General features: G+C 42.3%; 20 protein-coding genes. 14 read left to right on the top strand and 6 right to left on the bottom strand.

All coding sequences use genetic code 11. The features are described from left to right. Positions 1–148: 148 nt before the first annotated feature. From B2866_RS13000 to sohB, 4 genes are all read right to left on the bottom strand, one after another. Positions 149–907 carry a histidine phosphatase family protein gene (locus B2866_RS13000; RefSeq protein WP_296195089.1) on the bottom strand — a complete coding sequence of 253 codons (759 nt, stop codon included), beginning with the start codon at positions 905–907 and terminating at the stop codon, positions 149–151. Between the two features lie 90 nt (positions 908–997). Then, complete coding sequence (locus B2866_RS12995) at positions 998–2,293, bottom strand: phosphotransferase family protein (protein WP_296195087.1); 1,296 nt, start codon at positions 2,291–2,293, stop codon at positions 998–1,000. Positions 2,294–2,433: 140 nt separating this feature from the next. Next, positions 2,434–3,684, bottom strand: a complete 1,251-nt coding sequence (locus tag B2866_RS12990) for an acyl-CoA dehydrogenase family protein (RefSeq protein WP_296195195.1) — start codon at positions 3,682–3,684, stop codon at positions 2,434–2,436. A 308-nt stretch (positions 3,685–3,992) separates the two neighbouring features. Beyond that, positions 3,993–4,973, bottom strand: coding sequence for a protease SohB (sohB, locus tag B2866_RS12985; protein WP_296195085.1), 981 nt, complete (start codon positions 4,971–4,973; stop codon positions 3,993–3,995). Between the two features lie 423 nt (positions 4,974–5,396). Between sohB and aspS the strand changes: the two genes are divergently transcribed. The 10 genes from aspS to B2866_RS12935 all read left to right on the top strand — a co-directional run bounded on the left by aspS (position 5,397) and on the right by B2866_RS12935 (position 16,616). Then, a complete protein-coding gene (gene aspS / locus B2866_RS12980) occupies positions 5,397–7,223 on the top strand; it encodes an aspartate--tRNA ligase (protein ID WP_296195192.1) in 1,827 nt (608 codons plus the stop codon). A gap of 67 nt (positions 7,224–7,290) precedes the next feature. Next, positions 7,291–8,250, top strand: a complete 960-nt coding sequence (locus tag B2866_RS12975) for a lysophospholipid acyltransferase family protein (protein WP_296195082.1) — start codon at positions 7,291–7,293, stop codon at positions 8,248–8,250. Positions 8,251–8,401: 151 nt separating this feature from the next. Further along, a complete protein-coding gene (locus B2866_RS12970) occupies positions 8,402–9,202 on the top strand; it encodes a glycosyltransferase (RefSeq protein ID WP_296195079.1) in 801 nt (266 codons plus the stop codon). A gap of 29 nt (positions 9,203–9,231) precedes the next feature. After that, positions 9,232–10,080: a hypothetical protein gene (locus B2866_RS12965; RefSeq protein WP_296195077.1), complete on the top strand. Its 849-nt coding sequence runs from the start codon at positions 9,232–9,234 to the stop codon at positions 10,078–10,080. 263 nt (positions 10,081–10,343) lie between these two features. Continuing rightward, complete coding sequence (locus B2866_RS12960; RefSeq protein WP_296195075.1) at positions 10,344–11,042, top strand: putative nucleotide-diphospho-sugar transferase; 699 nt, start codon at positions 10,344–10,346, stop codon at positions 11,040–11,042. 141 nt (positions 11,043–11,183) lie between these two features. Next, on the top strand, positions 11,184–12,278 hold the full coding sequence (locus tag B2866_RS12955; protein WP_296195073.1) for a glycosyltransferase family 8 protein: 1,095 nt from the start codon (positions 11,184–11,186) through the stop codon (positions 12,276–12,278). Between the two features lie 243 nt (positions 12,279–12,521). After that, entirely contained in the window at positions 12,522–14,132 is a 1,611-nt protein-coding gene (locus B2866_RS12950) for a glycosyltransferase family 39 protein (protein WP_296195071.1), read from the top strand. Positions 14,133–14,192: 60 nt separating this feature from the next. Next, the gene (locus B2866_RS12945) at positions 14,193–15,296 is read left to right on the top strand and encodes a glycosyltransferase family 2 protein (protein WP_296195068.1); all 1,104 of its coding nucleotides are present in this window, start codon (positions 14,193–14,195) and stop codon (positions 15,294–15,296) included. Next, a complete protein-coding gene (locus tag B2866_RS12940; protein ID WP_296195067.1) occupies positions 15,289–15,738 on the top strand; it encodes a GtrA family protein in 450 nt (149 codons plus the stop codon). Before B2866_RS12945 ends, B2866_RS12940 begins: the two co-directional genes overlap by 8 nt. Further along, complete coding sequence (locus B2866_RS12935; protein ID WP_296195066.1) at positions 15,735–16,616, top strand: ChbG/HpnK family deacetylase; 882 nt, start codon at positions 15,735–15,737, stop codon at positions 16,614–16,616. The genes B2866_RS12940 and B2866_RS12935 overlap by 4 nt, the downstream gene beginning before the upstream one ends. Before the next feature lie 129 nt (positions 16,617–16,745). Here B2866_RS12935 and B2866_RS12930 read toward each other — a convergent pair whose 3' ends face one another. Both B2866_RS12930 and glnE read right to left on the bottom strand, forming a co-directional pair. Continuing rightward, positions 16,746–17,675 (bottom strand): branched-chain amino acid transaminase, encoded by a 930-nt coding sequence (locus tag B2866_RS12930; RefSeq protein WP_296195063.1) that lies wholly within the window; start codon positions 17,673–17,675, stop codon positions 16,746–16,748. Between the two features lie 305 nt (positions 17,676–17,980). Continuing rightward, positions 17,981–20,830 carry a bifunctional [glutamate--ammonia ligase]-adenylyl-L-tyrosine phosphorylase/[glutamate--ammonia-ligase] adenylyltransferase gene (glnE, locus tag B2866_RS12925; protein ID WP_296195060.1) on the bottom strand — a complete coding sequence of 950 codons (2,850 nt, stop codon included), beginning with the start codon at positions 20,828–20,830 and terminating at the stop codon, positions 17,981–17,983. A 326-nt stretch (positions 20,831–21,156) separates the two neighbouring features. On the opposite strand from glnE, the gene tusD reads away from it, so the two are divergent. The 4 genes from tusD to B2866_RS12905 all read left to right on the top strand — a co-directional run bounded on the left by tusD (position 21,157) and on the right by B2866_RS12905 (position 22,808). Further along, positions 21,157–21,600, top strand: coding sequence for a sulfurtransferase complex subunit TusD (tusD, locus tag B2866_RS12920; RefSeq protein ID WP_296195057.1), 444 nt, complete (start codon positions 21,157–21,159; stop codon positions 21,598–21,600). 94 nt (positions 21,601–21,694) lie between these two features. Next, positions 21,695–22,018, top strand: coding sequence for a hypothetical protein (locus B2866_RS12915; RefSeq protein WP_296195053.1), 324 nt, complete (start codon positions 21,695–21,697; stop codon positions 22,016–22,018). Between the two features lie 86 nt (positions 22,019–22,104). Continuing rightward, positions 22,105–22,458: a hypothetical protein gene (locus tag B2866_RS12910; protein WP_296195050.1), complete on the top strand. Its 354-nt coding sequence runs from the start codon at positions 22,105–22,107 to the stop codon at positions 22,456–22,458. Then, complete coding sequence (locus B2866_RS12905; RefSeq protein ID WP_296195189.1) at positions 22,458–22,808, top strand: TusE/DsrC/DsvC family sulfur relay protein; 351 nt, start codon at positions 22,458–22,460, stop codon at positions 22,806–22,808. Before B2866_RS12910 ends, B2866_RS12905 begins: the two co-directional genes overlap by 1 nt. The last annotated feature ends 71 nt before the right edge of the window (positions 22,809–22,879 follow it).

Raw genomic sequence — 22,879 nt, 5'->3', positions numbered from 1 at the left:
ACTTAAAGCTGCGTAGAATCAAACTACTTTTACGCGGTAATGATTGATTTTAAAACCATAAAAAGCGGCTACCTAGCTACAGTAACCGCTTTATGATGTTTTTAAGTAGCTTCTTAATTATGGCTTTAAGATTTCATTTACTACTTTTTTAGCGCCAAGTCACAAAGCGTTTGCCCTCAGAAAATAAATGACTGTATTCGTTCAAAGACAACAGGCGACTCCGTTCATTTTTAAGCGTCAGCGATGTCACGCCGGTGTTAACCAAGCTTTTATTGATTTGATACGCGGTCGAGCTGCCTTGTTGCAACAACTGCGCGGTTATCGCAGCGATGATACCGCCTGAGGTAAACACCAAAACCGTACTATCAACGCCTAACTGCAAATTAGCAACTTGTTGACGTACTTGCTCAAGCGCCTGCTTGGCACGCTCATTAAACTGTAGCCAGCTTTCGATATAATCACTGTCGTTTTCGCCCGCATGCCAACGCTGCATTGCATCATCAAACAATTCTGCCAGCCGTGTGACTGGCACCTCGGCTTTAGCAATCTCAGCGGCAATTGCCACACGGCTAGCAAAAGCAGGATTAGATTTTATCAGTACATCTTTATGATTAAACTCATCAAACTGCGGCAGTACATAGCTATCAGGCTCATCTAAATTGATGGCAGCCATGCTTGGTTTTTCGTTACTCTCGCCAAAAGATGACTGATAACGTTGCCAAAAATGGCGGGCAGAATCCTGCTGCCTAACCAAACTACCGCTAAAAATTGCATCGATTCGGCGCTGGGTCGTTGCATAATGTTGTCCCAGCATTTGCGCCTGGATACTACCAAGCTCTGAGAGTTGGTCATAATCCTCTTGCCCAAATGACGCTTGACCATGACGTGCTAAAAGTATGGTTGTCATAAAACATTGCCTTATTAATCGTACTTTTTTAAATTTTTTAGATTGAATCAACGGCTATAAATTTGTGCATTTGATATGCGTTTAAAGCGCTTATTCTTTAGCTTTAGAATGACTTTGTCCAAAATAACTTTTTGGTAAAATGCCCTTGATAACCGTTTGAATCGGACTTGGCAGTTGCTCGATCATCGACGCATCGACGCCCATATCTTGCAGGTGTGGTTGCACGTGGCTTATAAATAAAGCCTCGCCTTCATACTGAGCAATCAGCTTAAGACATTTAGCATGTAAGACATGGACGATAATCCAAAAGTTCTTAAAAGCTGGATTGCTGGTTTGTTTATTATAATAACGATAATAAATCTGCTGCACGATGCCTGCTAGACGGAACAGCCCAAACACTTCATAAAACGTCCAGTTGTCTATCTTAAGACCGGTCTTTTCAAGATAATAGGCCACCACTTCATCGCGGGTCATCATACCTTTTAAGTGCGTTGGCTGGCGGCGAGATTGCTGCATGATGATGTTATCATCTTCTTCAATCCAGTACGCTAAAGCGCTGCCCAAATCCATCAAAGGATCACCCAAGGTAGCCATTTCCCAGTCAAGCACACCGATGACCTTGGTTGGATCATCAACCGCCAAAACCACATTATCAAAGCGCCAATCATTGTGAATAAGGCAGGTTTTGCTATCGGCAGGCGTATGTTTACCAAGCCATTGTCTTACCAAGGCAAAGCTTGGCACATTGGGCGTTTTGGCTTTGACATAACGCTTATCCCAGCCTGACACTTGGCGCTCGCAGTAGCCCTCGCCGCGTCCAAGATTTACCAAATCAGGGTGCTTGGTATAATCGACTTCATGCAATTCAATCAAAGCGTCGATGACATTGGTACATAAGACGCGCGTTTGCTCTGGATCTAAATCAACGCCTTTTGGCAAATTGGCACGCGGAATGATACCTTCCATACGTTCCATGACATAAAAATCTGCGCCAATAACGTCTTCATCAGTACAGAGCGCGACCATTTTTGGTACGTACGGATAAGCGTCCTTTAAAGCTTTTTGCACGGTATATTCGCGCACCATATCATGTGCCGATTTGGCTTTGGTGCCTTTTGGCGGACGGCGTAAAATTAAATCTTGACCTTTACCATCATCGTTATTTTTACTGCCATACTGCAAACGATAGGTCCAGTTTGAAGCGCCACCTGAGAATTGAGTAACGGTTGGCTGACCTTCTATATCAACGCCTTGCTCGCGTAACCAGTCGCTGACTGATGTGGCGTCGAGCTCTTCACCCTCGCGCACTTCGCCGCCTTTATCTAGGACTTTATTAACGGTTTGATTGTCAGCATCAGTATGGTTGGCATGATGTTCAGTTGCCATAAGACATTCCTTATCGTGTGGTCGTTTATTTTTTACCAGTTACTTGTTGTTTATAAAAGCTTAAGAGTTAAAAATTCACTATCAAATAATCGATAGTGAATTTTTGGTCATGCAATTTAAATGACAATTTAGCCGAGTTTTTAAGACTTAGCAGGTTTAGACGAACGGCTAAAACCTTGGCGTTTTAATTCTAATTTGGCAATCATGGTTTTATGTACTTCATCAGGACCATCGGCTAAACGTAGCGCTCGTGCTTGGGCAAAGAAAGCAGGCAACATCGTATCTTGACAAACACCCATGCCACCGTGGATTTGAATCGCCATATCAACCACTTCTTGCAAAACAGTCGGTGCAACGACTTTAATGGCAGAAATTTCAGTTAGGGCCGCTTTGGTCCCCTTCGCGTCCATTTTTTGCGCCGCGTATAGTGTCAATAAACGTGCTTGGTCAATTTTGATACGGGCGTCAGCAATACGCTCAAAGTTACCGCCTAATTGCAGTAGTGGCTTGCCAAAAGCGGTACGCTGCATACCGCGCTTAACCGCTAGCTCAAGAGACTTCTCAGCAGCACCAATACAGCGCATGCAATGGTGAATACGACCTGGTCCTAAGCGACCTTGTGCAATCTCAAAGCCCATACCTGGGCCACCGATAAAGTTACCAGATGGCACACGCACATTGTTAAAGCTGACTTCGCCATGACCGTGCGGTGCATCATAATCACCAAACACTTTTAACATACGCTCGATGTTAACGCCTGATGTTTTTGCTGGCACCAAGACCATCGAATGCTGATGGTGACGGTCTTTATTCTCATCAGGAGTATAAGCCATGACAATCAAAACATCGACGGCAGGGTCACCAAGACCCGATGACCACCACTTACTACCATTGATAACAATCTCATCGCCATCGACAACAGCAGTCGCCTGCATATTGGTTGCATCACTTGACGCCACATCCGGCTCAGTCATACAAAACACCGAACGCGTTTTACCTTCTAATATCGGCGTGAGCCACTTGTCTTGCTGCTCCTCTGAACCATAACGCCATAACAGCTCCATATTTCCGCTATCAGGGGCATTACAATTAAAGACATAAGGCGCGAGCAAACTGCGACCGGTGAGCTCGGCAATCGGTGCATAATCGGTAACCGAAAGCCCAGCGCCAAGCTTATCATCAGGCAAAAACAGATTCCATAAACCCGCCTCGCGTGCTTGTTTACGTAGACTCTCGTACTTTTCTGGCCAATGCCATTTGGTCCAATCGCCGTCTGGATTTTGCGCATGACAATCCGCCCAAAACTGTGCTTCTATTGGTTCGATTTGGGTTTCGATAAATTCTTTGACTTTGGTATGCATGGCTTGACCATGTTCGCTGGCGGTAAACATTAATGTGTCGGTAGACATAGTTGACATCCTTTTCTTTACTGATGATTAATGGCTCTTATAAAATTCACATCAAGATTCTATATATCAATACTTTATATATCGAGATTTCATAAAAAGATTAATGAGACTTTATAGTGTACGTGCGTATACTCTGTTTTATCTGTCCCATTTATAACACAGCATTTGGGATTAAACAGCAAAAAAGGCGCGACCCGCTAGGACACGCCTTTTACAAAATACAAACAATGCACGATTCAGTGTTGGAATGTTAAAACGCTAACTATCAAGCAACCTCATGATATTTAGACTTATTTTAGGATATTTAAACGAGTGTCTAAATCAAAACGTGCCAATGCATCTGGTAGCTTATCAATCGCCATGCTGAGTGTTGCTTCTGCGGCTTGTGACAAACCCAATTTTTCAGCAAGCGTTGGCTTTTGACGTGAATGCAGCGCATACACTTCATTATTTTCCATACGCTCTAAAATATAACTGTCAGAGGTTTGCAAGCTATCAATTAGGTTAAGTTTTAGCGCATCTTCCCCATACCAATGCTCACCAGTAGCGACTTTAGCGACATCCAATGTTGGGCGATAGGTATTAACGAAGTGTTTGAATAACTCGTGCGTCTGCTCCAGTTCTTCTTGATATTTAGCGCGGTCTTCGGCGTCATTTTCACCAAACACGGTCACGGTACGTTTATAATCACCCGCAGTAAACATCTCGTAATCAACATCATGACTTTTGAGCCATTTATGAAAGTTTGGTAATTGCGAGACCACACCGATTGAGCCAATCACCGCAAAGGGTGCGGCAACGATATTGTCGGCGACGCATGCCATCATATAACCGCCACTGGCCGCGACTTTGTCAACACAGACGGTAAGCTTTAGACCGGCATCTTTTAAACGAGCCAATTGTGCCGCTGCCAAGCCATAACCATGAACCAAACCGCCTCCTGACTCTAAGCGTACGACAACTTCATCGCCTTTATTAGCAGTACTGATGAGTGTGCTAATTTCTTCGCGTAAATGTTTCACCGCCGTGGCTTTGATATCGCCATCAAAATCAAGCACAAAAACTTGCTGCTTTTCTTCGCCATTTTTCTTTTTACTTTTACTTTTTACTTTTAATGCTTGCTTGGCTTTTTTCGCCATGGTCTTTTTAAGTTGTTTAAGCGCCGCTTTACCTTGCGTCGCCTCCATCAGATCTTCACGACGTTGCTTTTGGCTTTTATTGAGATGAATAACTCTTAGCTCAACAGGATTTTTAGAAGGATGAAAAAGCATAAGCAGGATTCCTTGATAGTTGAAATAAATAATTTTAATAGATAATTGAAGTGGTTTTAATACGGTCTAATAAGTTAGCTTGATATGCGCACAGTGGCTAGTATTTTCAAGCAAAATGACAATATTTAACCCAAGACAAATATTACTGAATAAATACGTCTACTACTGATACGTCCCTGCACTTCGTTTGAACACTACTGATTGGACGCCACAGGTTGTATAACAAAGGCAGATTAGGCATAATATGCGTTTACACCAAATTTTCTGCAGCCAACGTGATGACCATTTGTCTTATATCGCGTTATTCGTGCTTTTTTAGCTAAATGCTCAAAGGCACGGCGCTTATATTACACGCTAGCGGCTGCATTATTATATTTCGAATTGGGCTGACAACTGGATAATTATATTATGACGCAAAGCACTATGACGCATAGCGAATACCGAGACGAATATTGCGGCGCTGTAACCGAAAGCTTACTTGAGCAAACCATTAGCATCGTAGGCTGGGTACATCGTCGTCGCGATCACGGTGGCGTGATTTTCTTAGACATGCGTGACCGCGCGGGTATCTTGCAGGTCGTCGTTGACCCAGATACGCCAGAAGCGTTCGCGACTGCTGATGCGGTACGTCCTGAATATGTTTTAAAAATTACCGGTCGCGTTCGCCGTCGTTACGAAGGTACTGAAAACGCTAATATGACCAGTGGTCAAATTGAGCTATTGGGCAAAGAGATTGAAGTATTGGCGAAATCTGAAACACCGCCTTTCCCATTAAATGATGAGAAAACCACGGTATCAGAAGATTTGCGTTTAAAATATCGCTACCTTGATATGCGTCGTCCGCAAATGCAAGAGCGTATGGTTTTTCGTGCTAAAGCCACCTCAACGATTCGTCGTTATCTAGACGACCATGGTTTCTTAGACGTTGAAACCCCCATCTTGACTCGTGCCACACCAGAAGGCGCACGCGATTATCTGGTGCCTTCACGCACTCGCCCGGGTAACTTCTTTGCCCTGCCGCAGTCACCACAGCTATTTAAACAGTTATTGATGGTGTCAGGATTTGATCGTTATTATCAAATCGCTAAGTGTTTCCGTGACGAAGACTTACGTGCTGACCGTCAGCCTGAATTTACCCAAGTCGATATTGAGACTTCTTTCTTAAATGAAGAAGAAATCATGAATATCAACGAAGGTCTTATCAAACATCTATTTAAAACCATGCTGGATGTTGAGTTTGAAGACTTCCCACGTATGACTTACGCGGAAGCCATGCGCGACTATGCCTCAGACAAGCCTGACTTACGTATTCCATTAAAACTGGTCGACGTTGCTGATTTAATGAAAGACGTTGATTTTAAAGTCTTTGCTGGACCTGCTAACGATCCTAAAGGCCGCGTTGCTGCCCTACGTATCCCTGGCGGCGCTTCGCTCAGCCGTAAGCAAATCGATGCTTATACCAAGTTTGTTGGTATTTATGGTGCGCGTGGTTTGGCTTATATTAAAGTCAACGACGCCAGCAACATCAACAACGGCGTGGATAAAGAATCTGGTCTACAGTCGCCTATCATCAAAAACATGACTGATGACGTATTGGCAAGCTTGATTGAGCGTACGGGTGCAGAGAGTAATGATATTATCTTCTTCGGTGCTGATAAAGCCAGTGTCGTCAACGATGCCATCGGTGCGTTACGTCAAAAAATTGGTCTAGACTTAGACATGCTGACCTGCGAATGGGCGCCTCTTTGGGTGACTGACTTCCCAATGTTTGAAGAAACGGATGATGGACGCTGGACGTCAATGCACCATCCGTTTACCAAACCAAAAGGGTCTGTTGAAGAATTAAAAACCAATCCTGAATCAGCGCTTTCTATCGCTTATGATATGGTGTTAAACGGTACTGAAATCGGCGGTGGTAGCTTACGTATCAATACCCTTGAGATGCAAAAAGCGGTATTTGAAGCGCTAGGTATCGATGAGGCTGAGGCCGAAGAGAAATTTAGCTTCTTACTTGATGCCCTAAAATTCGGTGCGCCGCCGCATGGTGGCTTAGCCTTTGGTTTGGATCGCCTTATTATGCTGATGGTCGGCGCAAGCTCTATCCGTGACGTGATTGCCTTCCCTAAAACCAAAACGGCTGAAGACCCATTGACGCAAGCGCCTGCGCCGGTAGATAGCAAACAGCTACGTGAACTTGGTATCCGTGTACGCGAAAAGGCTCAGCCTGATACCAATAAACCTGCACAATAAATGGTTTAGTCATGCGCAGATATTCTTTATATTGCCCATTATGTGATTCATCACCATGTGAATGGTCATGAATCCATATCATATCTTCAAATTCGTGCCACTGTCTGTTTTGCAGATGCTGGCACGTTTTGTTGCCTGGATAATACTAAAGATGCCAAACGTTAGCATTATGCGTACTGTGCGTATCAATATCGCATTAGTTGCGCCGTCGTTATCTGCTCATCAAAAACGCGTATTAACCAAAAAGATTATTTATCATCAATGTTTAACCAGTATCGAATCTATTAAAAGCTGGGCGATGCCACCGCAGTGGAGCATTGCCCAGATTCGTGACGTGCATAATAAAGAGTATTTATCAGAAGGGCTTGCCAATCCTAATGGTATGCTGGCGATTGTCCCGCATTTGGGTACGTGGGAGATGATGAACGCGTGGCTTAATCAGTTTGGCGCGCCAACGATTATGTATAAGCCAGTTAAAGGTGAGCTTACCAACGACTTTGTACTGCAAGGTCGCTCGCGTCTTAATGCGACACTGGTTCCGACCGATGGTAGTGGCGTCAAAGCGGTCTTTAAAACCTTAAAACAAGGCGGTTTTAGTATTGTGTTGCCTGATCACGTTCCTGAACCTTCAGGTGGCGTAATTGTGCCCTTTTTTGGTATTGAAACCTTAACCAGCACATTGGCGTCAAAACTTGCCAGTAAAACCAAGTGTGCGTTAGTTGGTTTATCTTGTATTCGCCGCGATGATGGACAAGGTTTTGACATTTATTGTTATAAGTTAGACGACCCTGCGCTATACGATCGCAATACTGAAACCGCTGCTCATGCGCTCAATATTGCCATGCAGCATATGATTGAAGCCCATTACAGTCATTATATGTGGGGTTATCGCCGTTTTAAACAAATTCCTTTATTAGACAACCCTTATAGGGCTGACGAAAAAGCTTTGGCTGATTTTATCAACGACAATATCCAAAAACCTGCCTTACATACTGATAAGCAAGTTTCTAATAATCCTGAAGTTTAATTCTAATGAGCAACATTCGTACAATCAGTTAAGCATCTAGAAATATCGTTAATGATAGCTATGCTAATATGAGCAAGCGGTCATCTATTAGGATATTTTTTGACTGAATAGTGACTGAGCAACTCTTCATTAACTTTAATATGAGTACATTATGGCGACTGACGTAACCAGCCTTTCATCGACCGAGCAAATACAAACCGATCATAGCACTGCCGAGCAGCGTTATATTATTTGTATGAAATGGGGCGATAAATATGGTCCTGAATACGTCAACCGTCTTTATAATATGGTCAGCCGTCACTTAACCCTTGATTTTCAGATGGTCTGTCTCACCGACGATAGTATGGGCATTAACCCTGCAGTTGCTTGTTACCCCATACCTGAAATGGATTTACCAGCAGGCCCTGAACGTGGCTGGAAAAAACTGACCACTTTTAAGCCAGAGTTATATGATTTAAAAGGCGTTGCCTTATTCTTAGACATCGATATCGTTATCGTCGATAATATTGATGCTTTTTTCACTTATAAAGCTGAGTATGAAGACAGCGTGATCATTATTCGTGACTGGAAAAAGCCATGGCGCATGATCGGTAATAGCTCGGTTTATCGTTTTAACATCGGTATGGGTAACTATCCTGATTTGCTCGCAAACTTTGAGCGCAACTTTGAAACTATTCGCACACAGGTTCGTCATGAGCAGGCATATCTTTCTAACTATCTGCGTGAGCATCATCACCTAGAGTACTGGGATAAAAACTGGTGTGTCAGTTTTAAATATCAGTGTATGGCACCTACTCCTTTAAATTTCGTACGTGCTCCGACGCTACCTGATGGCGCAAAAATTGTCATTTTTCATGGTGAGATTAATCCGCCAGACGCCATTAAAGGTGGCGGTGGTAAATGGTATCGTCATGTGAAGCCTAGCCCTTGGTTGCAAGAGTATTGGGTGTAATTAAGTTATAGAAACATCTGGAACCAAACATGGAACTACCTCCTAGCGCCACCTTTAATATTGACAATCAAAGTGTCTCTATTTCTGCTTTTGATGCAAGAGAAGCCGAACAAAATCTTCATCAGCAAGCAGTCAATATTATTGCTTCTGGGCCATCGATTGCAGATTTAGCATTTGCGGACTTAGTAGATACGGCAACTATTTTTGTGAATGGTAGTATTAGCCTAATGACTCAATACAATTTTGCCAATATAGTCGGTTATGTCATTAGTGATGCGCGCTTCGTCAAACATCAACCAGATATTCTAAACAAGTACTACACAGGCCAGCCTTTATATTCCACTCTGGCAGTGTTTGAAGCATTAGCAATCGCTTGTCCAAACATCATAAGCAAATACCATAACGCAATGCATATTATCTATCCTGCCGATAGACCTTGGACCGTGAAAACAAATCAGTCTTGGTTTGGTAGACTGCTATCAATACCATTCTCACCTAATAAAAAAATACCATTAGCATTATTAGCCGATCATCCCAACTTTGTTATCAGCATGCAGCATAAGCCTGCGCCTATCGGTCTGTCTTTAGATATAACGTATGGATTTATAGAAGCAGGAACAGTAGCGTACGTCGCAGCCCAGTTGGCTTATTCACGTCACGCTGGTGCGATTCACCTATATGGGATTGATTTATTGAATAGTGACCAACCTCGATTTTATGAGAATAAAGACGATAGCGCGCCTTGTAAATTAGATAAGGCAATCACTGATCGGATTGTGCCGTCTTTTAACCTGCTGGGTAAGACTTATAAAGAAAATAACGTACCTGTTATAAATCATTCACCAGTCTCTCAAGATCTATTCAATGAACTGAATTGATTACTTTTTTATTCTCTAAATGAATTATTAGACAAGAAATTTTGCTCAGATATAAGCTTCGATCAATATATAAACATTTACGAATAGGGTTTGTATTAAATGACAGCACCGAGTGGATGGCAAAGAAAAGCGATTTTACTGTTTAGAAAAATCTAAATTAAGAATTGTTAACAATACTACTGGATATATTTGAAATACTTATCTAATATAGCGCCGAAAAACCTTATCATTCATGTTTTATTATTAAATCTATAGAGCTTTCCATGACTTCAGCTTCAACTCCATCGTCTTTTGAAAAAATCAGTGCTTCGGATAGCTTTATCGTATGTTGTTTTTATACCGATGGTTATCGCAGTCATGCTTTAAATCTAAAGCAATCACTCGATGAATTTAACCTCAATTACTACTTTAAAGAAGTGGAAGATGCAGGTTACTGGGAAGCGAATACTCGCATCAAACCACACTTCATTTTAGAGTGTTTAAAGAAGTTCCCTAATAAAAATATTCTGTATTTAGATGCCGATGCACTGGTCAAAAAACCTTTAGATTATTTTAATAGTATTAATGCTGATGTCGCATTTTATAAGACTAAAGGGATGCCAGGTATGTCGCACGACTACCTGGCTAGTACTATGTTTTTTAGCAATACTGCCAATACTATGGCTTTAGTAGAACAATGGATAACCGAACAAGTAGACGGCAAACAAACACAAGTGGACCAAGACAGTTTGGATGTCGCTATGGAGAAACTTGGCGACACTTTAACCGTAGAAGCACTCAATCCCGGTTATATAAAAATATTCGATAAAGACTATGATGGTGAGATCTATATTGAACAATATCAAGCCAGCCGTGGTCATACTAAACTTAAACGGCAAAAGATACGGCGAAGAAACAGAGTGTTAATACTTTTATTTTTATCAATCATTTTAATATTAGCAATATTTTTTATCGTGTATTAACTTCTAATTTATTTTTTTATCAAACCTTTAATTTAATAAACTTTTTCTTTTCGTTACAAGCATTATTATTTAAAGAGAACTAACATAACTGGTAGTTATTTAAATCTATAAGTAAGACAACAATTAACGGTTTTCAATTCTATGAACGTATCTGCAACGATTTCTAACCAAATTGGCGAAGCCAAACATACTAATACCATAGCTTTCTGTGTTGATGATAACTATCTACCGTATGCTTTATTTGCTACTGAACAGTTTATAAACCTACATCCTGATTTGCCATGCGATATCTGCATATGTATGCCAGATATTAGTAGAGTACCTAAAAGCTTAAAGAAAAAACAGATTCGTTTCATTGAACTAGCAATCAGCGGTATAGACTCTCTTCCTGTAGGCCGACTCAGTCTCGCCGCTTATTATCGTCTATTTTTGCCACAGATTTTTGAAGATACTTATGAGTATATTATATATTTAGATGCAGATACGTACATTAGAAAGCCTTTCTATCCTGATTTATTGGAGCACGTAAAAAACTTTAAACCCAGTTTTTGCGTAGCAGCAGCCTCTGACATCATGGAGTTAAAATTCCGCTCTTCATTTAACGGAAAACAAACGAGAGTAGATAAAGTAGTCGATAAATATGTCAAATCTTATCATGAATCTAATCATATCTATCGTAATTCAGGAGTGTTAGTTTTTAACACAAAGAACTATGTGAAAGCTGAAGTGCTATCTAGAGTCTTCAACTATGCAATTGACAATGCTGGTAGCTTACAATGCCACGATCAAACTGCACTTAATAGAGTCTTGCTTAACGAAATTGAACTACTACCATTTGACTTTAATTGGCAAATAAATAAACTTACTTATAAATTTACAGACACAATAGACCCTTATATTATCCATTTTATTAGCAATAACAAACCTTGGCTCACAGACAATAAATATACCTCTAAATACCAGTTTTTCTATAAAGACTTCCTACTCTCTAACTTTCCTGAAATTACACCAGAGATATTAACGCTGTTTGACCAAAGGCGTAAAAATCCAAAGTATAGTAATCCTATTAGAGAATTTATCTCAAGAGAATGGCAACGCTTTAAGAGCCATCTATCAGAAAGCTTTATGCAAATATCAGGTTTTGAAAAAGCAAAAGACAAGTATAATATTATAAATATATTAAGCGACGAACCATTTTTAGTCTCTAGTAACTCCCTGACGAGGGAAAAGCATTAACTCTATACAATATCAATACTAAACAACTATCAAATTGAAGCCATTATTTTTGATGATTAACAGTACTCTCTTCAATTAATCGTATAATCACATTCTTTTTAGTATTAACAGATTCTAAAACTCATAATACAACAGATAAAAATCGTGCCCGTCTATGCCTATTCATCAATTGTCTCTATAATACGGAAAAACTTATAAACCAGACTTACTTTAAGTTGGTTGTATTATTATAAGGCTTGTATTATGACACCCGCTGAACAATCGTCCTCTTATGCTCAGCCTATAAATAATGGCATGGATATTACCCCTAAACAACAACCTATAGAATCTAAGTCTTGGCGCGGGTTTGGGTTATTTTTAATCGCCTACTTTTTAATTTGGTCTATCACTCCAAGCTTTCTAGCCAGCAGTGTACCCTTCGATGTTAGCGAGGGTATAAATTGGGGCAGCGAATGGCAATGGGGCTATTATAAGCATCCCCCATTATCGTCATGGATATTATACAGTTTTTATCAACTGTTTGGTCATGTTGGTCCTTATTTACTCAGCCAATTATCTGTCTTACTGACCTTAATTCTAATTTATCAGTTAGGTAAAAAGATTTGGTCACCGACCACCGCTCTAATTGGTAGCGCGTTAACTTTAGCGGTTCTGTACTACACTTACCCTAGCCTTGAGTTTAATCACAATGTCGCTCAGTTTCCCATTTGGGCAGGGTTGTACTTAGCGTTTTATCGATCTTTGACTCAAAATCGTCTCAGAGATTGGATATTACTGGGTGTGCTCGGTGGACTTGGCATGCTGACTAAGTACACCGTGATATTTTTACTGATACCAATGGCCTTGTATTTAGTGTTGCCGAAACAATGGCCACTTTTAAAACAACCAAAACCGTGGATAGCGGCTTTTGTTATGTTGGCCATCTTCGCACCGCATTTATATTGGTTAGCAACGCACGATTGGTTGCCCCTTAGTTATGCCAGTGGACGCTCGCAAGAGGTTGCTGCCGGGGCGTATAACATCAAGCGGCATTTTAGCTGGATAGGATTTATCATTGCTCAGCTTGTCGCCCATATTCCGCTATTTATCATGCTTGCTTTTAATCGTAAACGTTTATTAAAAACTCATGATTACAAGCACAGCTTACCGCAGGACGCAGCACTGCTTTGGTATATGTGGCTATCGCCAATGGCGGTATTGGTTATTTTAAGCTTGGTATTTGGGGTGGGCTTGCGTGATATGTGGGGTATGCCAATGTGGGCATTGTCAGGGTTGCTCGCTGCCTCCTTGATAGCACCTGCCACTCAATTATTAACCGCCATCAAACTAAGTAAAGCTCTAATTATTTGGTTGTCCCTTGTCACCGTACTAATGGTAGTATATGTGGGCTTCGGCGACAAGATTCGTCATAAGCCTTCTCGTATGCAGTGGCCGGAGCAGGCATTGGCAGTTCAAGCACAAACCACTTGGCAATCATTGAGTAGCTGTACGCTTGATAGCGTTTCAGGTGATCGCTGGCTTAGCGCATTAGTCGCGATGAATAGCAGCTTTCCCTCACAAATGATATCTGGTCCTGCCAGCCACTCGCCCTGGATGAACACTCAGCGCCTACAAGAGAATGGTACGTTAGTCATGTGGCAAGAGGGCGAAGAAGATATCGTACTGCCGCTGCTTGATGATGTTGATGATGCTATTGCCACTACTGAAGTAGACACCAGCCATAACAACGCTAATGCCTTAATTAAGCAGCAGGGTCAATGGCAGATTAATTGGCGTGACGGCAAGATAGAAAAACCGTTACTGATAAACTGGGTGGCTTATGTCCCAAGTCGCTGCTTTCAGGATTCAAAATAAAGCCTTATTTTTCAGTGGCTGGTAAATAGCCATTTATATGAATAAAATAATTGAGTGTTTATGCTAGATCAGTTGTCACAATCTCGCCCTTATTTGTCGATTATTATGCCTGCGTATAATGATGCTGAAGCCTTACAAGCCTTTTTGCCAGAAGTCTTCGCCTTTACGCAGACAATACGCGCGCCAGTAGAGATAGCATCGGCCGAGCAAAATATAGGGGGCTCAACAGCAATAATAGCAAGCTGTGAGATTATTATTGTTGATGATGGTAGCCGCGATAACTTAGTCGAGGTAGTCACACAGCTAATACCTACTCGTCCAGCAAATACAGAATTAGAGCTCATACGTTTATCGCGTAATTTTGGTAAAGAGCCTGCACTCAGTGCTGGTCTAGCAGCTGCGCGAGGTGAGATAGTTGCTATGATTGACGCCGATGGACAGCATCCTTTACCAGTACTCACGCAAATGTTAACGATGATTGAGCAATCCGATATTGATATGGTCGCCGGTATTCAGGCCAATCGCCCACATGAAAGCCGGCTTGCAAAAACTTTAAAAGGCAGTTTTTATCACTTCATCCAGGACAGTCAGCGTTATGAGATTCGTCCTAATGCTGGTGATTTCCGGGTGATGAATCGCAAGGTGCTAAATGCTTTACGCTCATTACCCGAGCGCCAACGTTTTATGAAAGGTTTGTATGCTTGGGTTGGTTTCAATACTGTCTATTTGCCCTTTACCGCTGCCAATCGCGATACTGGTGAAAGTAAATTTAACTATGGCAGTTTGTTTGAGTTGGCACTTGTAGGTATTACCTCCTTTTCTCAGCGACCATTGCGACTGATCTCACGCATAGGTTTTGCGGTCTCTGCATTGGCTTTTTTATACGGCTTATATATCGTGATAGATACCTTAATATTTGGTAGCGATGTCGCAGGCTGGGCAACGGTTGCCGCAGGAATTATGTTCTCTACTGGTATACAACTGGTTTGTATTGGCGTGATTGGCGAATATGTCGGTAGGCTCTATGAAGAGGTTAAGCAGCGACCACTGTATTTAATCGATGAAGTCATCAATAGCAAGTCTGCGCATACTACTCATCAATACGCTGATAGTTACCTACAGGCGACGACCAAAAGTGCAATGGACAAACCAGCTGATGAATAACACAGTAGAAACGCAATCGAATTCTATGCAAGCCCTTTGGTTTTTAGCCGTTGGTGCCAGTGCGGCTTTGGTGCATTTTTTAGTACTGGTCAGTATCGTCAATTTCACGACTGCCACGCCAGCATGGGCAAACGTAGGCGCTTTTTTAATTGCTTTTGTCGTAAGCTTTTTCGGGCATTTTTATTTTACCTTTAAACAATCAGAGTATTCAGATAACAGTATTCGGCCAAACAATAATCATATTCATAAAAAAAGGCATCTTCCTGCTTTAGGAAAATGGTTTAGTAGTTCCGCTGCAGGCTTTATTGCCAATCAAGGCTTATTCGTTTTAGGGCTACGTTGGTTTGGCGAGCAGTATTATATGCTGATATGGCTACTAGTCACGGGGGTCATAACAGTCATGACCTTTGCCTTGGGCAAATTTTGGGCGTTTAAATCATGAGCCATCCTCATTATCAAAAGCAAACTGCTTCGCTCTCTAACACTGCCCGCTCTGTGATTATTAACGTTGATGATTTAGGACTGTCTACTGCCGTCAACGATGCGGTCATTCATCTTGCCGAACTTGGGCGTATTGGTGCTAGCAGCTATATGGTTGGCGGTACAATTACGGATAGCAATATCAATCGTCTGAACCAACTCAATGTCGATATTGGCTTGCATTTAGATTTGACGGGGATATTCCCATCTGCCCTACGTGGTTCATTAAAATCAATCATTATTGCAAGCTACTTGCGTCATTTTAATCCCATGCAAGTAAGCGATGTTATTAAACAACAATTAGACGGATTTGAAGAGCGCTTTAATCGTGCGCCCATTTTTATAGATGGACATCAACATATTCATCAGTTTCCTGTTATTCGTGAGGGCTTGATTAAAGAGCTAACTAACCGCTATAGTGATGAGATAGCAAAAGACATGCTGAGCGCACGCGTCACTACACCGCTTATTAATGACGTAAAGTCTTGGATCATTTATATACTAGGTGGTTATGCTTGGCGAAAATCTTGTCAGCATCATCAAATCCTAACCAATGATAAATTTGGTGGGGTTTATGGTTTTGATGCTGATCGTCAGCAATTAGCAATGTTATGGGAAAAGTGGCTGCAAAGTGCACCGTGTCATACAGCTAACGTATTACCTACACTGATTATGTGTCATCCTGCCATTCCTGACAGTGGAAGTGATAGCTGGCAGGATGAAATCAAAGGGGCTCGTGAAATTGAGTATGAATGGTTAATCAGTGAAGACTTTGAAGAGTTATTAGCTCAGTATGAAGTAAAATTGATGCGCTGGTCAGATATAACATTAACCTCTTGAACCTTTAATAATTATCAAAGTCATAATAAAAGTGACGTAATGATAAAGAAAAAAAGCTAAGACTCATCAAGAATCTTAGCTTTTTTATTTGTACGATATGGTTTTAAAAATGAAATGCAGCTTTAAAAATTAATCAATAAAGCTTAACCAATCCATATACTGCTCATTACGGCCATGTACTACATCAAAGTATAAGGTTTGCAATTTCTCAGTCAATGGACCACGACCCCCATTACCGATGACACGGTCATCGTATTCACGAATAGGCGTCACTTCAGCCGCGGTACCGGTCATAAAAATTTCATCGGCTAAATAAAACTCATCACGAGTGATACGGCGTTCAACGACTTTGATGCCTAAATCATCAGCGAATTGAATGATGGTACGACGGGTAATGCCGTCAAGCGCACCGCCGCCCAAATCTGGGGTATGCAGTACACCATCTTTGACTAAGAACAAGTTCTCGCCCGCGCCTTGGCAGACGTAGCCTTGTGGATCCATCAAGATGGCTTCATCATAGCCATTACGCGTGACTTCTTGGTTGGCCATGATAGAGACAGGATAGTTACTTGAGGCTTTTGCCTTACACATGGTCACGTTGGTCATATGATGGGTAAATGATGACGTTTTTACACGGATACCGTTTTTGATACCCTCTTCACCAAGATATGCGCCCCAATGCCAAGCAGCAACCATGGCATTGATACTATTGCTACGTGATGACAGACCCAATTTTTCTGCACCAACCCAGATAAGCGGACGAATATAGGCTTCTGCCAAGTTGTTTTGCTTGACAACATCTTTGTGTGCTTGCTCAAGTGTTGCAGCATCATAAGGCACATTCATTTGGAATATTTTTGCAGAGCCCAATAGACGCTCAGTATGTTCTTTTAAGCGAAAAATTGCCGTGCGATTGTCAGCTGTTTGGTAAGCACGTACCCCTTCAAAAACCGCCATACCATAGTGCAAGCTATGCGTAAGCACATGAACCTTGGCATCTGGCTGTTCAATCATCGTGCCATTCATCCAAAGCTTACCTTCTTGTGTTGCCATATTCATCTAATAGTCCTTATGCTAGCGCTGACGTCTAACTTTTCTTGTTGAGTGTTAATGGTTAAATAAGTATTTTAATTAAAATTGCCTGCTGACACTGAGTGCCTATTTTTAGATGCAATTTCAGATGCAATTTTTCTATCTGCAAATTTAAGGTGCCAGTGATTATAGCACCGGCACGAGAGGCAAATACAATATTTTAGTTTATCACTGCATGGCTTTTATTCATATACCATTCGTTACAATGGCTATCAAAGCCCTACGCTTATTGCATTGAGCCTATAACGTAGCATCATTGTTTTATAGCAGGATTATTCAGTAGATTCTACACCCATCAAATGTTGCCACTGCGATTGTACTAAAGCGCGTGTTTCTGTCCAAAGCGATTCATCCACCAATAACGATTGCTCAGATAGTGCCAATTGATGGGTCGCGGCGCGGATACGTAAATACGCATCGGTCAAATCTTGGCAAACTTCTACTTCCCAAATACCAAGCGCGGCAACTTCTTCAAAAATACGTACGTTATCACTCCATTTGGTCAAGCTTGGATGTTCATGCGAATAAGCCAATACTGCAAACTGCGCCAAAAACTCAATATCGACAATGCCGCCCGCATCTTGCTTAAGGTGGAACTTGCCCGCTTGCTGCTGGTGCTGACTGGTGCCCAGATGCTTTTGCATTTTAATACGCATACTGGTGACTTCAATACGGACTTGCTCAATGGTACGCGGTAGCGCCAAAACGGTACGGCGAATGTCACAAAAACGCGCCGTAACCCGTTTATCACCGCAGATAGCCCGCGCCCGTACCAATGCTTGATGCTCCCAAGACCACGCTTTCTCAAGCTGGTAGGTTTCAAACGCATGACAAGAAACCACCATCATGCCTGCATTGCCCGAGGGACGCAGGCGCATATCGACTTCATAAGCACGGCCATCACGGGTTTGGGTATTAAGGTATGTCATGAGCTTTTGCGCCAAGCGGGCCGCAAATTTCATGCCACTGACCGATTTTTCACCCGTGGTCATGCCCTGCTCTTTTATTTTATGCAAAAACACCAAGTCTAAATCGGACGAATAGGACAACTCAAGCCCACCAAGCTTGCCATAGCCAATAATAGCAAAACCGCAATCTGCTTCCGTGACCGGATCGCCATCTTGACCAATCGGATAGCCATAGCGTTTGACGATTTCGGCAAAGGCGCGTTCAAGCGCGGCCTCGAGTACCACAGCGGCAATATAAGTCAGTGAATCTGACACTTTCATGATTGGGCGTTCTGCCAATACATCACTGGCAGCCACTGCCAACACTTGATTCTTTTTAAATAAACGCAGTACGCTAAGTAGCTCCTCTTCATCGTTCGGCTCTACGCGCAATAATTGTTGACGCAAGATATCCCGCAGCTCCCGCTTGTCTGGCAGATATCGATAGCGCTGCTGCAAAAAGGTATCTAAAAGTACCGGATAATGCGCCAACTCCTTAGCAATCCAAGGGCTCGCTGATAACATCGGAATCAGCTCAACGGTGGCATTGGGGTTTTCTGCAATCATCACCAAATAGATAGAGCGGCGGCAAATGGCTTCTAGCAAATTTATTAAACGCGGCAAAGCGGTATTAGCAAGTTGCTGCTGTTCTTCATGGACAAGGAGCGCGTGTACAATCACAGGATAAGCATCGTCCAAGCGTTCACGTGCTTCGTCGCTCAAATTTGCCACCATTTTTGACTGCCAAAAACCTTGTAAACGCTCACGATTTTCTTCAGTTAATACCTCATTTAAGCGCGCAATCTGCTCGTTTAACTGTTCAGGCTCAAACTCATCATCGTCTTGATCCGGTATCTGCCGTTCGGTAACCATACGCTCAAACGGTACATTGACATGATAGCGGTGCTGATTAAGTGTCGCTAATAGCCCTGCCCAATCATCAAAGCCAAGGGTAATTGCCAAATTATGCTGCCACTGCGAGTCATGCGGTAAGCGCTGCGTCTGCTGATCGTTAATCGCTTGAATACCGTGCTCAAGGCGTCGTAAAAAGCGATAAGCCGCTTGTAGCTCTTGATAAGTGCTCTCTTCTAAATACTCAAGTTGACACAGCGCCTGCATCGCCGCCAAACAAGACTTGACCTGTAGCTGCGGATGCCGACCGCCATAGATTAACTGAAAGGCTTGGACGATAAATTCAATATCTCGAATACCGCCTGCGCCAAGCTTGATATTATCCAAGTCTTCACGCTGAGCGACTTGATTTTGAATAAGTGATTTCATCTCTCTGAGGGCTGAAAAGGCACTATAGTCAACATAATAACGAAACACAAAAGGTTTAATCAGCGCTTGTATGTCGTCAAAAAACGGCTGCTCGATGTGCCCAACCACGCGGGCTTTGAGCCAAGCAAAACGCTCCCACGCTCGCCCGTGCTGAGCAAAATACTTTTGCAATGCTGATAAATGAATCGCCAAATCACTGCCATCGCCCCACGGACGCAAACGCATATCGACCCGAAATACGAAACCATCAGCAGTATTATTATCGAGCAGTCTAATAATACCTTGTCCAAGCCGGGTCATAAAACGCTTGTTATCAATACTGCGTGTGCCTTTTGCTTTGTCACCGTCTGTTTCACCACGCGCCTGATGAACAAAAATAAGGTCGATATCACTGGATAAATTGAGCTCATGCGCGCCAAGCTTACCCATTGCCATAATCGCCATATCATCGACTTGCACATTCCCCTTCGCATTAATAAAGGTCGGCTGCCCATATTGCGCAATCAGCTGCTGATAGGTATAGTCTTTGGCGAATAAAATGCAGCCATCCGCGAACTCAGACAGCTCATCGGTCAATTGCTCAAGCTCAATCATGCCCAAGGCATCTTGCCAAATCCAGCGCATCATTAGCAGCATACGTAAATGCCGTAAGCCGCTCATTACTTTGTCTTCATGGGCAAGCTGATAATTCTCATCCAACGTATAATCTTGAATCAGATCATCAATTTGCTGGCGCGTTAACGTGCTCTGTAATGGATAGCTGCGCAAAAACGTCTGGCAAGCGCCCGTTCGACTTTGCCAAACCTGATAAGCAAACTCGCTGGCAGTCTGTAGCACTTGTAGCTGCTCTGAGCTAGGCTGAAAGCCTGTACTACTAGGCATGGTAGATAGCATAACGACGACAACTCCTTGCAGCATAAAGCTATAAAAACCACATCAATCGCAAAAATTATTTTTACAATATTAACGCGGCTGTAAACAATCTTATTTTAGGATTTTTATAGTAGCATAAATCCTAAGCCATGCTACTGACAGCACTTTACTGACTAAGAACTGACGAACATAAGAAAGTTTTGCGAATAATGCTACAATAGCCAATACTTAAAAGACTTCAAAACTTAAGCCTTAAAATCTTGACTCCTAAAAGCCTTGTGGCTTGAAAGTCTTAAGGTGCTGTGCTTTTTTCTCTATACTCATTCATCATAAGTGACACCGCGATTATGACGACCACAACCCCGCTATTATTAATTACTGCTGATCCCAGCCATCCGCTGGCACATCTTGCGCTACGCTATGCGCGTACTTATCTAGCAAGCGCTGACACAAATAATAATGATGAGACCGATAACAGCGATAATAATGAAAACGTACCTACGCCATTGCATGTTTTTTTCTATGCCGATGCCGCCAATACCGCCAATCGCTTGCGCTGGCAGTCAGCAGACCAGATGAATATTACTAAAGAATGGCAAAAACTTGCTGAGCAATATCAATTGACGCTGCCCGTTTGCGTCAGTACGGCACTTAGCCGCGGTATTTCAGATAGCGAAAATAGTACACGCCATCAATTAGATAGCGAAAATCTGGCCGCTGGTTTTAAGCTGGTTGGACTGAGTGAGCTTGCTATGATGATGCAAGGTGACTGTCGTTTGCTGCAGTTTTAATAAGCGTTTTGCATGCCAACTCACTGTCAAAACAGCCAACTTAACAATAACCAGATTAAATAGCGGTTGGCGATAATCAGATTAGGAATACATCATGAAACTACTCATTCGCTTGCATACGCCTACCGAGATGATAAGTTATGAAGGCTGTGCGTTGGCTTTAACGTTAGCGACTTTTGGTCATGAGGTGCAGCTGTATTTGGATGCGCCGGTCTTTGGTTTTTTAATGCAGCCTGCATCACGTTTGCATGGCATGATTCAGTCGCTTGAGTTATATGATATGCCAGCCGCTTGGTTACCTGACGATGTGTTTAGTGGTTGGATTATGGGTATGTTACCGGCAGATTTGGCGACGCAGCTGACCTTGATACCAGAGGTGGTAAATTCGCAAGAATTTGACCAGATTTTGGTCTTTTAGTAGCAGCTTTTAGGGCTAGGACGAATCTACATTGTTACTATTTATTTTAGTACGACTATAAATACAGTAAGTAAGCGGACACGATTATGGCAACTTTATATCAATTACATAGCAGCATGGATACGCTCAGACGCAGCACAGAACAAATGGCATCGACGTGGCGTGCGGGTGACAGCATTATATTATTGGGCACAACGGTCGCTTTTATTGACTGGTTTAATGCTTATTTGGAAGACCTTGAGGACATCGAAACAAAAGATGTTGCTGCTATTTATGCCCTGAGCGAGGATGTGGCACAGCTCAATAATAATACAGCGGCAAAACTGAATGTATCTGCCAAATTAACGGCTATTTTAAGCGATGATGAGTGGGTCGCCTTAACTCAAAATACTCATGCGAGTGGTGCTATCTTTGATAAAGTGGTAACAATTGCTTTATGATGAATTCTAAAGATGATATTACGCCTGCTGAAACGGTCGCAGTTGCGTTAGACCAAGACGGGCATTTATGTGACCATACGATTTGGACACCTGCGATTGCGCAGCAACTTGCTGGCACTCTAGATGTGACTCTACATGCTGAACATTTAGCCATCTTACAGCAGGTACGCGCATTTTTTGTCAAATTCAATCACGCGCCAGCGACCCGCCCATTGATTAAATGGCTACAGCAAACCTTGCCTAAACATGACATCAGCAATCAAAAGCTCCAGCAGTTATTTAATACGGGTTTGGTTGCCCGTCATGTCAATCGGCTTGCAGGCTTGCCAAAACCGCCAAATTGTTTATAAAGCATGTGGTTTATAAATAAGCAATAAAAAGCGGTTAAAGAAAATTAAACGACTAATTTTCTTTAACCTCT

It is taken from the genome of Psychrobacter sp. UBA3483, from assembly GCF_002377905.1.
In the GTDB taxonomy this organism is placed as follows: Bacteria; Pseudomonadota; Gammaproteobacteria; order Pseudomonadales; family Moraxellaceae; genus Psychrobacter.
The sequence above is the reverse complement of the archived record's forward strand: the minus strand, read 5'-3'. Positions and strand labels throughout refer to the sequence as shown.